This window comes from Enterobacter sp. E20, assembly GCF_000801755.2.
In the GTDB taxonomy this organism is placed as follows: Bacteria; Pseudomonadota; Gammaproteobacteria; order Enterobacterales; family Enterobacteriaceae; genus Enterobacter; species Enterobacter asburiae_B.
Map to the genome: position 1 here is coordinate 1,253,729 of NZ_CP012999.1, position 13,278 is coordinate 1,267,006.

Consider the following 13,278-nt stretch of genomic DNA (forward strand, 5'->3'; position numbering starts at 1 on the left):
TAGCAGCGCTACCCTCGAAGATTGGTGAGAAGCTCATTTTTCGCGCTGAGTGGGGAACGACCACTCAACGTATAGTCTGTCCATGCTTCCCGACAATCGAGAGGGCAGGAGATCCCGCCCCTGTTGTTCTAATTAGTTAAGAGCCTTGTCATTTGGAGATTTGAACAGCGCTTTCATGTCGTCAGACAGTTCAAAATTCATGTTCAGGTTTTTTGGTGGAATCGGGTTCTTGAACCATTTGTCGAACCATTTTTCCGCTTCGCCGGAGGTCTGCACCTGAGCGATGGTGTCATCGATCAGCTTTTTGAACTGCGGATCGTCTTTACGCAGCATACAGCCGTAGGCTTCTTTGGACTGCGCGGTACCAACGATATCCCAGTTGTCTGGTTTCTTCGCTTTCGCACGTTCGCCCGCCAGCAGGGCGTCATCCATCATAAACGCGACGGCACGACCGCTTTCCAGGGTACGGAAGGAGTCGCCATGGTCTTTCGCGCTGATGATGCGCATATCCATTTTCTTCTCGTCGTTCAGCTTGTGCAGCAGCACTTCTGACGTGGTACCGGAGGTCACAACAACCGCTTTGCCTTTCAGGTCAGCGAAGTCTTTGATCTCACCGCCTTTCTTCGTCAGCAGACGGGTGCCCACGACAAAGATGGTGTCAGAGAAGGCAGCCTGTTTCTGACGCTCGAGGTTGTTGGTGGTGGAGCCACACTCGAAGTCAAAGGTGCCGTTTTGCAGCAGTGGAATACGGTTCTGTGAAGTGATTGGGATCAGCTTCACCTGCAGGTCAGGTTTGTTCAGCTTTTTCTTCACAGCTTCAACGATGGCGTTGGAGTAGTCCTGTGAATAGCCCACGACTTTTTGCGTGTTGTCGTAGTAAGAGAACGGGACTGAAGATTCACGGTGGCCGACCACGATGACGCCGTTTTTGGCAATCTTGTCGAGAGTGCTGCCTGCTGCCGGAGCATCTTCAGCGTGAACCACGCCTGCAGACATTCCCATAACCAGCATTGCTGTGGCCAGTTTACGTAATTGCATACCCAACTCCTTTTTTATCAGCGCCAGCGACGCATTGATACCCATTGTGATGTTGTTATATCTCGCGCAGTGCGAGTGCAGTGTTATGCAAGCTTGTTAACATTTAGTCTGGCTTAATGTAAAGATTTTGCTGCGTTATTGTTTATTTTTGCGAAGCGCGCCGCACCATTCAGAGGCAAATATCTCCCGTTGCACCGTTTCGGTGCTACCGATGATCTACGCTGGTGCGACAAAGTTGCACGTTAAGCCAAACTGCGTTTACCTGAATAAACAAAGCAATAGGCGTGCCAGAATGGGAGTCTGGAGAAAATTGTCGGGTGGCGGCTACGCCACCCGGCAACAGAAGGGAAGGTTATTTCCGACGCTGACGCAGGCTCATCAGCACCGCGCCAAAGCCGAACAGCACGGTCAGTATCCACAGCGGCCAGTTGCCGGTGCGCGCGTATGGCGTCAGCCCCGTGGTTGGCGTGACTTTAGTGGTCAGTACCTCACGGGTAAACTGCGGGATCATCGCCTGAATCTCGCCCTGCGGACCAATCACAGCCGTGATGCCGTTGTTGGTGCTGCGCAGCAGCGGACGCGCCAGCTCCAGAGAGCGCATACGTGCCATCTGGAAGTGCTGCCACGGGCCGATTGACTTACCAAACCAGGCGTCGTTGGAGATGGTCAGCAGATAGTCAGTATCCGGGCGGAAGTTATCGCGTACCTGCTCGCCGAGAATGATTTCGTAGCAGATGGCCGCCGTCAGGGCCAGGCCGTGCGCGTGCAGCTGAGGCTGTACGTACGGGCCGCGGCTGAAAGAGGACATCGGCAGGTCAAAGAACGGGGCCAGCGGGCGCAGAATCGACTCCAGCGGGACAAATTCACCAAACGGCACCAGGTGGTTCTTGTTGTACCGGTCAGTGGAGTGGTAGCTGTACTCGCTATCTTTCCCGAGCGTAATGATGCTGTTGTAGGTGTCGTAGCGGTTCTGCTGATTCAGACGCGCATCGACAATCCCGGTGATCAGCGTGCTGCCGCGTGCCAGCAGCAGGTCGTTCATCATGTTGAGGAACGGCTGCTGGTTAATTTCCAGATCGGGGATTGCAGACTCCGGCCAGATAATCAGCTGGGATTTACCCATCACCTCTTCGGTGGCGTTGGCGTAGATCTTCAGCGTATTCAGCAGTTCTTTCTCATCCCACTTCATGGACTGCGGAATATTCCCCTGCACCATGGACACCTGCATGGCGCGCTCTGGCTCGGGCGTGAACCACTGGATATAGCGCAGCGGGAAGGGCAGGGCAAACAGCACCAGCGCCACAGCCAGGGGTTTCCAGCAGCGCTGGACCAGCGCCAGGACCAGCAGACCGCTGACCACCATCAGCAGGAAGTTGATGGCCTCAACGCCCATTACCGGCGCCAGACCCTTCAGGGGGCCGTCAATCTGGCTGTAGCCGAACTGTAGCCACGGGAAGCCCGTCAGCACCCAGCCGCGCAGGAACTCGGTTATTTGCCAGACCACCGGCGCGGCAATGGCGACGCGCAGCCAGGTGGTTTTTGGCCACAGGCGAGAAAGGATGCCGGCGAACAGACCGGTATAGAGCGAGAGATACGCGGCGAGCAATACCACCAGGAAGACGTTGACCGGGCCTGGCATACCGCCAAACTGGGCGATGCTGACATAGACCCAGTTGATGCCTGAGCCAAACAGCCCCAGTCCCCAGAAGTAACCGATGGCCGCAGCCTGTACCGGACGACGATTCAGGGTCAGGCCCTGAAGCCCCATCAGGGAGAGAATGGCGGCGGGCCAGATATCGTAAGGAGAAAAAGCCAGCGTACCGCTGGCTCCGAGTAACAGCGCCAGCAGCAAACGGATGCGCTGGCGTTCAAGCAGTGGGGCAAATGCCATTTACATTAATCTTCCAGTTTTGGCACCGGTGAGTCGTCCGGCGTTCTGACGTGAACCTGTATAATACGTCGGCTGTCGGCCATTGCCACTTTGAACTGGTAACCGTCAATGTCAACGGTCTCACCGCGCGCCGGGAGGTGGCCAAAGGCCTGCATCACCAGCCCGCCAATGGTATCGACCTCTTCATCGCTGAAGTGGGTACCGAAGGCGTCGTTAAAGTCCTCAATCGAGGCCAGCGCGCGTACGGTCCAGGTGTGGCGGCTAAGCTGACGGAAGTCGATATCTTCTTCTTCGTCGTACTCGTCTTCGATTTCGCCCACGATCAGCTCAAGAATATCCTCGATCGTGACCAGACCGGAAACGCCACCAAACTCATCAATAACAATCGCCATGTGGTAACGCTGAGAGCGGAACTCTTTCAGCATCCGATCCACACGTTTACTTTCCGGCACAACCACGGCCTGGCGTAACACTTTTTCCATGCTGAAGGCTTCGGCATCGCTGCGCATAAACGGCAGCAGATCTTTGGCCATCAAAATCCCTTCGATGTGATCTTTGTCTTCGCTGATGACCGGGAAACGCGAGTGGGCGGATTCGATGATCACATCGAGGCACTCGTCCAGGGTCTGGTTACGTTTCAGGGTGATCATCTGCGAGCGGGGGATCATGATATCGCGAACGCGCTGGTCGGCGATGTCCATAACCCCTTCGAGCATTTCGCGCGTATCTTCGTCGATAAGGTCGTTCTGCCCGGAATCACGAATCAGCTCCAGCAGTTCATCACGGTTTTTGGGTTCGCCATGGAAAAGCTGGTTCAGAATGAGGGAGAAAAATCCCTTTTTACTGGTTGTCGTGTCGCTACTGTGTGAATTGTCGTCGCTCATGGCGTTTGTTAAGGGTTCTCTTGTTAGTTCAACGTTTACCGCCACGCGATGTCCTTTCGTGGCGGCATGTGAGTCCGTCAGGTGACGGACTATTCTTTCTCGGCAATGTACGGATCCTCATAGCCCAGAGCAAGCATTATCTCTGTCTCGAGGGACTCCATCTCTTCCGCTTCGTCATCTTCAATGTGATCGTAGCCCAGCAGGTGCAGGCTGCCGTGTACCACCATATGCGCCCAGTGGGCCTCAAGCGGCTTTTGCTGCTCTTTGGCTTCCTGTTCAACCACCTGACGGCAGATGATCAGATCGCCCAGCAGCGGCATCTCAATGCCCGGAGGCGCTTCGAACGGGAAAGAGAGCACGTTGGTCGGCTTATCTTTCCCGCGATAGGTCAGGTTAAGCTCATGGCTTTCTGCTTCATCCACCAGGCGAATCGTGACTTCTGATTCTTCCTGAAACTGAGGAATAACGGCATCCAGCCATTTCTGAAACTGTGCCTCATCTGGCATGCCGGAATTGTCTTCACAGGCCAGCTGTAAATCGAGGATCACCTGACTCATTTCTGTTCTTGCTCCTGCGCTTCGCGCTTACGTTCTGCGGCCAGTTCGGCCTTACGCTTCTGATCCGCCTCTTCCCAGGCTTCATAGGCGTTAACGATACGCGCGACCACCGGGTGGCGTACCACGTCTTCACTGTGGAAGAAGTTAAAGCTGATTTCGTCGACCTCGGCCAGCACCTCAATGGCGTGGCGCAGGCCGGATTTGGTGCTGCGCGGCAGGTCGATCTGGGTGACGTCACCGGTAATGACCGCTTTCGAGTTAAAGCCGATACGCGTCAGGAACATCTTCATCTGTTCGATGGTGGTGTTCTGGCTCTCATCGAGAATAATGAACGCATCGTTCAGCGTACGACCGCGCATGTAGGCGAGCGGGGCCACTTCGATAACGTTACGCTCAATGAGCTTCTCAACCTTCTCAAATCCGAGCATCTCGAACAGCGCATCGTATAACGGGCGCAGATACGGGTCGACCTTCTGGCTCAGATCGCCCGGCAGGAAGCCCAGCTTTTCGCCCGCTTCAACGGCCGGACGGGTCAGCAGAATACGACGGATCTCCTGGCGTTCCAGCGCATCTACCGCAGCGGCAACGGCCAGATAGGTTTTACCCGTACCCGCAGGGCCCACCCCGAAGGTGATGTCGTGGTCGAGGATATTGGCGATGTACTGCGCCTGGTTTGGCGTACGCGGCTTAATAACGCCACGTTTGGTCTTGATGTTAATGGCCTTGCCGTAGTCCGGCACGCTTTCCGCGCTCTGCTCAAGCACGCGCGCCTCTTTAATGGCGAGGTGAATTTGTTCCGGTTCGATATCCTGAATTTCGCCGCGCATGGGTGATGTATCCACATACAGGCTACGCAGAATGTCCGCAGCGGCGTTGACGCAGATAGGGCGTCCGGTAAGTTTGAAATGATTATCGCGACGATTGATTTCGATACCCAGACGTCGCTCCAGTTGTTTGATGTTGTCATCAAACGGCCCGCACAGGCTCAGCAGGCGAGCGTTGTCTGCTGGCTCAAGGCTAATTTCACGCGTATCTATATTCAAACTGTTCCTCTTTAATTGGTTAACTGACCCATTGCGATAGGACGTAATAAAACGGTCATTACCGAAATTATTCACGCCACAGAATAAAGGCGCAAGCGTTGCGGAAGATATTGGGGACGATGAGAGGAAATACAAGGCCTGCCGGAAAGGCAGGCCAGGAGGATTAAGGCTGGTAAATCCCCACGCCAGAATCGTTTTCTTTACGGGTACGAGAGATCACGGATTCCGGTGACTCGGCAATACGCAGGCCCATTTCGTCCTCGGTGCGTACCAGCTTCGCGCGCAGCGAGTTGGTCAGCACTTCGACAATCTCGACGTCCACGAATTTACCGATCATATCCGGGGTGCCCTCAAAGTTCACCACGCGGTTGTTTTCGGTACGACCGGAGAGTTCCATAATGCTCTTGCGGGAGGTGCCTTCCACCAGAATGCGCTGAACGGTGCCGAGCATACGGCGACTCCACGCGTTGGCCTGCTGGTTAATACGCTCCTGCAGAATATACAGACGCTGCTTTTTCTCTTCTTCCGGCACATCGTCAACCATATCGGCCGCAGGTGTTCCAGGACGCGCAGAGAAGATGAAGCTGTAGCTGACGTCAAAATTCACTTCACCGATGAGCTTCATGGTGCGCTCGAAGTCATCAGCGGTTTCGCCAGGGAAGCCGACGATAAAGTCGGAGCTGATCTGGATATCCGGACGGGCTTCACGCAGCTTGCGAATGGTGGACTTGTACTCCAGCACCGTATGCGGGCGGCCCATCAGGTTCAACACGCGGTCAGATCCACACTGAATCGGCAGGTGCAGGAAGCTCACCAGCTCTGGCGTATCGCGATACACGTCAATGATGTCGTCGGTAAACTCCATCGGATGGCTGGTGGTAAAGCGAATGCGGTCGATACCGTCAATCGCGGCCACCAGACGCAGCAGTTCGGCAAAGCTGCCGGTGGTGCCGTCGTAGTTTTCCCCGCGCCAGGCGTTCACGTTCTGGCCCAGCAGGTTCACTTCGCGAACGCCCTGTGCGGCAAGCTGCGCAATTTCAAACAGAATATCATCTGCCGGACGGCTGACTTCTTCACCACGGGTGTAAGGCACCACGCAGTAAGTGCAATATTTGTTGCAGCCTTCCATGATGGAGACGAAGGCGGTCGGGCCATCGGCGCGCGGCTCTGGCAGACGGTCAAACTTTTCGATTTCCGGGAAGCTGACGTCAACGACCGGGCTGCGGTTGCCGCGAACCTGATTGATCATCTCCGGCAGGCGGTGCAGGGTCTGAGGGCCAAAGACAATATCCACATACGGGGCTCTCTGGCGGATCAGCTTACCTTCCTGCGACGCGACGCAGCCACCCACCCCGATGATCAGGTCCGGATTTTTTCGCTTGAGAAGCTTCCAGCGGCCTAACACGTGAAAGACTTTTTCCTGCGCTTTTTCACGAATCGAACAGGTGTTCAGCAGCAGCACGTCCGCTTCTTTCGCATTTTCTGTCAGCTGGTATCCGTGGGTTGAATCCAGCAGATCGGCCATCTTGGATGAATCGTATTCGTTCATCTGACAGCCCCAGGTTTTTATATGGAGTTTTTTAGTCATCGACTTGCTCAGCTCAGGATTGCAAGCCGCGTATTGTAATGCTTTGGTGGGGTTGTGACCAGTATGAAGGTTATGTGTCTCAGGACCGCAAAAATCCGGTAAACTTAAGGGATTCTCCAATAAGGAAAATTGACCATGACACTCCTACACACCGAAGTTGCCGTTGTCGGCGGCGGTATGGTCGGCGGCGCGCTGGCGCTGGGGCTGGCGCAGCAGGGATTTGAGGTAACGGTAATTGAACAGGCTGCTCCGCCGGCCTTCGATCCCGCCAGCAAACCGGATGTGCGCATTTCCGCGATCAGCGCGGCGTCCGTCGATCTGCTGCGTGGGCTGGGCGTCTGGGAGGCGGTGCTGGCGATGCGCGCCCATCCTTACAGCCGTCTTGAAACCTGGGAGTGGGAAAATGCCCACGTCGCGTTTGATGCCGCTGAGCTGAAGCTGCCGCGCCTGGGTTATATGGTGGAAAACAACGTGCTCCAGCAGGCGCTCTGGCTGGCGCTGGAGGCGCATCCGAAGGTGACGCTGCGCGTTCCGGCGTCGATTAAGGCACTGCATCCTCACGAGAGCGGGTATTTGCTGACGCTCGACAGCGGCGATGAACTGGCCGTTAAGCTCGTCGTCGGAGCGGACGGCGCTAACTCGCAGGTCAGACAGATGGCGGGAATTGGCGTTCATGCCTGGCAGTATGAGCAGTCCTGCATGCTGATTACCGTCGAGTGCGAGAATGCGCCGGGAGAAAGCACGTGGCAGCACTTTACGCCGAATGGCCCGCATGCCTTTTTACCGCTGTTTGATAACTGGGCATCGCTGGTCTGGTACGACAAACCGGCACGCATTCGCCAGCTGCAGGGGCTTACAATGGAACAATTGCAGCGGGAAATCCGCCTGCATTTCCCGAGCCGTCTGGGCAACGTGACGCCGGTCGCTGCAGGTGCATTTCCGCTCACGCGCCGCCATGCTTTGCAGTATGCCCGTGAAGGGCTGGCGCTGGTGGGCGATGCGGCACACACCATTCATCCGCTGGCCGGGCAGGGCGTGAATCTGGGGTACCGTGATGTCGATGCGTTACTGGATGTGCTGGGCAGCGCCCGCGGGCACGCGGAAAACTGGGCCAGCCATCAGATTCTGAAGCGTTACCAGACGCGACGCATGGCGGATAACTTTATTATGCAGTCGGGGATGGATCTGTTTTATGCCGGGTTCAGCAATGACTTAGCCCCGGTGCGCATTCTGCGTAATATTGGATTGATGGCAGCGGAACGTGCCGGTGGTCTGAAGCGACAGGCGCTGAAATACGCGCTGGGACTCTAATCTTTTTCCCCTCTCCCAGTGGGAGAGGGGCAGGGTGAGGGCATCAGGCCGCACCATCCTGAACAACAAAAACAAAAAAGCCCGCAGAGCGGGCTTTTTTGTTACTTAAGTGGCTGGGGTGCAGGGATTCGAACCCCGGAATGCTGGTATCAGAAACCAGAGCCTTACCGCTTGGCGACACCCCAATTGCGTTAAACAAACTGCTTAACGACTTTTTAAATTGGCTGGGGTACGAGGATTCGAACCTCGGAATGCCGGAATCAGAATCCGGTGCCTTACCGCTTGGCGATACCCCAACAATTTGTCTTGATTACCGAAAAATCGACAATCTGAATTTGGTGGCTACGACGGGATTCGAACCTGTGACCCCATCATTATGAGTGATGTGCTCTAACCAACTGAGCTACGTAGCCAGTACTGCAATCTTCGATGGCTGGGGTACCTGGATTCGAACCAGGGAATGCCGGTATCAAAAACCGGTGCCTTACCGCTTGGCGATACCCCAATACCGCGGAGAACCGCAAAATCGAAGAAATATGGCTGGGGTACCTGGATTCGAACCAGGGAATGCCGGTATCAAAAACCGGTGCCTTACCGCTTGGCGATACCCCATCCGTGCAACGCTTACCCGGGAATGGTGCGGGAGGCGAGACTTGAACTCGCACACCTTGCGGCGCCAGAACCTAAATCTGGTGCGTCTACCAATTTCGCCACTCCCGCAAAAAAGATGGTGGCTACGACGGGATTCGAACCTGTGACCCCATCATTATGAGTGATGTGCTCTAACCAACTGAGCTACGTAGCCATCTTTTTTCGCGTTACCTTATCGGCGTTGCGGGGCGCATTATGCGTATAGACCCTTGCAGCGTCAACACCTTTTTCAACGAAAATAGCCGGAATGTGACTGTTTGGTTAGGTTGCGAACAGCGTGGCCGAATATTCGGCAATTATTGGTTATTAATCAGATTTAGACGGTGAAATGTGAGGCAAAAAAATCAGGCCCCTGAGGGGCCTGATTGCGATCTGAGTGATTATTTGTAGGCTGACTGGTGAACGCCTACCGCGCGTCCTGACGGATCGTTCATGGATTTGAAAGATTCATCCCATTCAATCGCTTTGGCAGAAGAGCAGGCGACGGACGGGCCACCCGGTACGCACTCCGCGGCACTCGGTACCGGGAACAGCTCTTCAAAAATTTCACGATACAGATAGGCTTCTTTCGAGCCCGGCGTGTTGTACGGGAAGCGGAAGCTCGCGGTTTCCAGCTGTTGGTCGGAAACCTGTTTCGCCGCGACCTCTTTCAGGGTGTCGATCCAGCTATAACCAACGCCATCAGAGAACTGCTCTTTCTGACGCCATGCCACGCTCGCCGGCAGGTAGGATTCAAAACACTCACGCAGGATATGTTTTTCCATTTTGCCGTTGCCGCACATCTTGTCCTGCGGGTTGATGCGCATCGCCACGTCGAGGAATTTCTTATCCAGGAACGGCACGCGCGCTTCCACGCCCCAGGCCGACATCGCTTTGTTGGCACGCGCACAGTCGAACATGTGCAGCGCCTGCAGCTTACGCACGGTCTCTTCGTGCAGCTCTTTGGCGTTCGGCGCTTTGTGGAAGTACAGGTAGCCGCCAAACACTTCGTCAGAACCTTCACCGGAGAGCACCATCTTGATGCCCATCGCTTTGATCTTGCGCGACATCAGGTACATCGGCGTTGAGGCGCGGATGGTGGTCACGTCATAGGTTTCAATGTGATAGATCACATCGCGGATCGCATCCAGACCTTCCTGCACGGTGAAGTGAATCTCATGGTGCACGGTGCCGAGGTGGTTCGCCACTTCCTGCGCGGCTTTCAGGTCAGGTGCGCCTTCCAGGCCAACGGCAAAAGAGTGCAGCTGTGGCCACCAGGCTTCTGAGCGCTCCTGATCTTCCACACGACGGGCCGCGAATTTCTTGGTGATCGCGGAGATCACGGAGGAGTCCAGACCGCCGGAGAGCAGCACGCCGTAGGGCACATCAGACATCAGGTGGCTTTTGACGGAATCTTCCAGGGCCTGACGCAGCTCGGCTTTGTCCGTGACGTTGTCTTTTACCGCATCATAGTCGAACCAGTCACGCTGGTAATAGGAACGGATCTCGCCGTCTTTGCTCCACAGATAGCTACCCGCCGGGAACTCTTTAATGGTGCGGCATACCGGCACCAGGGCTTTCATTTCAGAGGCGACGTAGAAGTTGCCGTGCTCATCGTGGCCCATATACAGCGGGATAATGCCGATATGGTCACGGCCAATCAGGTAAGCGTCTTTTTCGCTGTCGTACAGGGCGAAGGCGAACATGCCCTGCAGGTCGTCCAGGAACTCGGGCCCTTTCTCCTGATACAGCGCCAGGATCACTTCACAGTCAGAACCGGTCTGGAAAGCGTAGCGGTCGCCGTATTCGGCGCGCAGTGCCTGGTGGTTGTAGATTTCACCGTTGACAGCCAGCGCGTGCGTTTTTTTCTCGTTATACAGCGGCTGTGCACCGGCGTTGACGTCAACAATGGACAGACGTTCGTGAGCCAGAATCGCTTTATCACTGGCGTAAACGCCTGACCAGTCCGGACCGCGGTGGCGCATCAGGCGGGACAGTTCGAGTGCCTTTTTACGCAGTTCGCCCGCGTCAGTTTTAATATCCAGTACGCCAAAAATTGAACACATAACCTTCTCCGTTAACCCTGTTGCTTTGTAATGTTGCTTGCTTATGAAAATGCCGCAAAGGGGCAGGGCGCGCAAGCGTTTTACGGGTGAAAACGGAAATAGTGCAATGGTGATTGCGGAATAGTGAAAAAAGAGTACGCCATGAATTCTTTCATTGATTATTATGCAATAAAAAGTGCTTTTTATTAGATGGGGTTTTATTTGTGCAGGCCATAAATGAAAAACCACGCCCTGAGGCGTGGTTCGTTATCAGATGATGTCGATTTCATCGACGGAGGGGTAAATCCAGCTTGGCCGGAACGGCATCGAATCAATGTCATCAAGTTGAGAGACGCCGGAGAGGACCAGAATCGTCTCCAGACCCGCCTGGAATCCGGCCAGAATATCGGTGCGCAGGTTGTCGCCGACAATAACGGTTTCTTCAGAGTGGGCCTGCATCTTGTTGAGCGCGGCACGAATGATCCACGGGCTCGGTTTACCGACCACAAACGGCTGACGACCTGAGATTTTTTCGATACCGGCGCACAGCGCGCCGCAGGCCGGATAAAAACCACGGCCGTGCGTATCCGGGTTGGTCGCGATAAAGCGTGCGCCGCTGGCGACAAAGTATGCTGCCTTATGCATCATCTCCCAGTTAAAGGAGCGCGTTTCGCCGACAATCACAAAGTCCGGGTTCACGTCAGTGATGGTAAAGCCAGCTTTGTACAGCTCGTGTATCAGCGCACCTTCACCCACTACGTAGGCTTTTTTCCCTTCCTGACGCTTCAGAAAATCTGCCGTGGCCATTGCCGAGGTATAAAACACGCTGTCCGGAACGTCGACGCCCGCCGTGGCAAAGCGGTTAGCCAGATCCTGACCGGTTTGGGAAGGGTAGTTCGTGAGCAGAACCAGAGGCATTCCTTTGTCGATGATGCGGTGAAGAAACTCCGCAGCACCCGGCACGGCAACGTTGTCGTGCATCAGCACGCCGTCGATATCACAAATTACATTCTTAATGGTCATGGACAGTCCGACATCAAAAAAAGAAGGCGTTACTATAAGGTCCGATCAACTTTCCAGCAAATGCTGCAGCAGAATTCCGTTGAGCATGGCGCGTTTGACCAGCGCGAACGCGCCAATCGCCGAGCGATGATCAAGCTTTGAACGAACCACCGGGAGGTTCTGGCGGAATGCTTTCAGCGCCTGGGTGTTAATACAGCCTTCAATGGCGGGGAGCAGCACCTTTTCCGCTTCCACAATTTCACCGGCGATCACCACTTTCTGGGGGTTAAACAGGTTAATGGCGATGGCGATGGTTTTCCCCAGATGGCGGCCTACCTGCTCAATCACTTCACAGGCCAGCGCGTCGCCTTTATTGGCGGCTTTGCAGATGGTGCCTATCTTGCAATCGTCCAGCGTGACGCGGCTTTGATATCCCTGTTCAAGAAGATGGCGAACGCGCTGCTCGATGGCCGTGTTGGCGGCAATCGTTTCAAGGCAGCCGAAGTTGCCGCAGTGGCAGCGCTCCCCGAGGGGTTCAACCTGAATGTGGCCGATCTCGCCAACGTTACCGTTGCGACCAATAAAAATACGGCCGTTAGAGATAATACCGGCGCCCGTTCCGCGGTGAACGCGCACCAGAATAGAGTCTTCACAGTCCTGGCTCGCACCAAAGTAGTGCTCTGCCAGCGCCAGAGAGCGAATGTCGTGACCCACAAAGCAGGTCACCTTAAAACGCTTTTCCAGCGCGTCGACCAGCCCCCAGTTTTCAACCTGAATATGCGGCATATAGCGGATCACGCCGCTTTCCGGGTCGACCAGTCCGGGCAAAATCACGGAGATGGCAATGAGTTCACGGATCTTGCGCTGACAGCTTTCAATAAACTGCGCGATGGTATTCAGCAGCGCATGCTCCAGCGTCTCCTGGGTGCGCTCCGGAAGAGGGTAGTGCTCTTCCGCAATCGCTTTACTGCTCAGATCGTACAGCGTGAGCGTGGTGTCATGGCGGCCCAGACGGACGCCAATGGCCTGAAAATTGCGGGTTTCGGTAATAATGGAGATCGCGCGGCGGCCCCCGGTGGAGGCCTGCTGATCGACTTCTTTGATCAGACCGCGCTCAATGAGCTGGCGGGTAATTTTTGTCACGCTGGCGGGAGCAAGCTGGCTTTGTTCGGCTATCTGAATTCGCGAGATTGGTCCGTGCTGGTCAATCAGGCGGTATACCGCCGCACTGTTAAGTTGTTTAACGAGATCGACATTACCGATTTGAGCTTGTCCGCCAGGTGTCATAC

Annotated in this window: 10 protein-coding genes and 7 tRNA genes; 1 reads left to right on the forward strand and 16 read right to left on the reverse strand. The window is 55.2% G+C overall.

The features are described from left to right. Nucleotides 1-132: 132 nt before the first annotated feature. From NI40_RS05805 to miaB, 6 genes are all read right to left on the reverse strand, one after another. Nucleotides 133-1,038: an amino acid ABC transporter substrate-binding protein gene (locus NI40_RS05805; RefSeq protein ID WP_008501049.1), complete on the reverse strand. Its 906-nt coding sequence runs from the start codon at nt 1,036-1,038 to the stop codon at nt 133-135. 352 nt (nt 1,039-1,390) lie between these two features. Beyond that, entirely contained in the window at nt 1,391-2,929 is a 1,539-nt protein-coding gene (lnt, locus tag NI40_RS05810; protein ID WP_039261266.1) for an apolipoprotein N-acyltransferase, read from the reverse strand. Between the two features lie 5 nt (nt 2,930-2,934). Further along, entirely contained in the window at nt 2,935-3,813 is an 879-nt protein-coding gene (corC, locus tag NI40_RS05815; RefSeq protein ID WP_021242574.1) for a CNNM family magnesium/cobalt transport protein CorC, read from the reverse strand. A gap of 89 nt (nt 3,814-3,902) precedes the next feature. Further along, entirely contained in the window at nt 3,903-4,370 is a 468-nt protein-coding gene (ybeY, locus tag NI40_RS05820) for an rRNA maturation RNase YbeY (RefSeq protein WP_008501052.1), read from the reverse strand. Next, nucleotides 4,367-5,413, reverse strand: coding sequence for a PhoH family protein (locus tag NI40_RS05825; protein WP_008501053.1), 1,047 nt, complete (start codon nt 5,411-5,413; stop codon nt 4,367-4,369). The genes ybeY and NI40_RS05825 overlap by 4 nt, the downstream gene beginning before the upstream one ends. Nucleotides 5,414-5,576: 163 nt before the next feature. Further along, entirely contained in the window at nt 5,577-7,001 is a 1,425-nt protein-coding gene (gene miaB / locus NI40_RS05830; protein ID WP_033144935.1) for a tRNA (N6-isopentenyl adenosine(37)-C2)-methylthiotransferase MiaB, read from the reverse strand. A gap of 135 nt (nt 7,002-7,136) precedes the next feature. On the opposite strand from miaB, the gene ubiF reads away from it, so the two are divergent. Beyond that, nucleotides 7,137-8,312, forward strand: a complete 1,176-nt coding sequence (gene ubiF / locus NI40_RS05835; protein ID WP_039261269.1) for a 3-demethoxyubiquinol 3-hydroxylase — start codon at nt 7,137-7,139, stop codon at nt 8,310-8,312. A gap of 110 nt (nt 8,313-8,422) precedes the next feature. On the opposite strand, the gene NI40_RS05840 is transcribed toward ubiF, so the two are convergent. The 10 genes from NI40_RS05840 to nagC all read right to left on the reverse strand — a co-directional run bounded on the left by NI40_RS05840 (nt 8,423) and on the right by nagC (nt 13,276). Next, a tRNA-Gln gene (locus NI40_RS05840) sits at nt 8,423-8,497 on the reverse strand. Nucleotides 8,498-8,533: 36 nt separating this feature from the next. Beyond that, nucleotides 8,534-8,608 (reverse strand) — tRNA-Gln (locus tag NI40_RS05845). A 40-nt stretch (nt 8,609-8,648) separates the two neighbouring features. Then, nucleotides 8,649-8,725, reverse strand: a tRNA-Met gene (locus NI40_RS05850). 17 nt (nt 8,726-8,742) lie between these two features. Beyond that, nucleotides 8,743-8,817: transfer RNA gene (locus tag NI40_RS05855), tRNA-Gln, on the reverse strand. A 32-nt stretch (nt 8,818-8,849) separates the two neighbouring features. After that, nucleotides 8,850-8,924: transfer RNA gene (locus NI40_RS05860), tRNA-Gln, on the reverse strand. A 23-nt stretch (nt 8,925-8,947) separates the two neighbouring features. After that, a tRNA-Leu gene (locus NI40_RS05865) sits at nt 8,948-9,032 on the reverse strand. 8 nt (nt 9,033-9,040) lie between these two features. Beyond that, a tRNA-Met gene (locus tag NI40_RS05870) sits at nt 9,041-9,117 on the reverse strand. A gap of 226 nt (nt 9,118-9,343) precedes the next feature. Further along, nucleotides 9,344-11,008 (reverse strand): asparagine synthase B, encoded by a 1,665-nt coding sequence (asnB, locus tag NI40_RS05875; protein ID WP_023310762.1) that lies wholly within the window; start codon nt 11,006-11,008, stop codon nt 9,344-9,346. Nucleotides 11,009-11,257: 249 nt separating this feature from the next. Further along, on the reverse strand, nt 11,258-12,010 hold the full coding sequence (gene nagD / locus NI40_RS05880) for a ribonucleotide monophosphatase NagD (RefSeq protein ID WP_023310763.1): 753 nt from the start codon (nt 12,008-12,010) through the stop codon (nt 11,258-11,260). A gap of 45 nt (nt 12,011-12,055) precedes the next feature. Further along, entirely contained in the window at nt 12,056-13,276 is a 1,221-nt protein-coding gene (gene nagC / locus NI40_RS05885) for a DNA-binding transcriptional regulator NagC (protein WP_021242995.1), read from the reverse strand. Between the last annotated feature and the right edge of the window lie 2 nt (nt 13,277-13,278).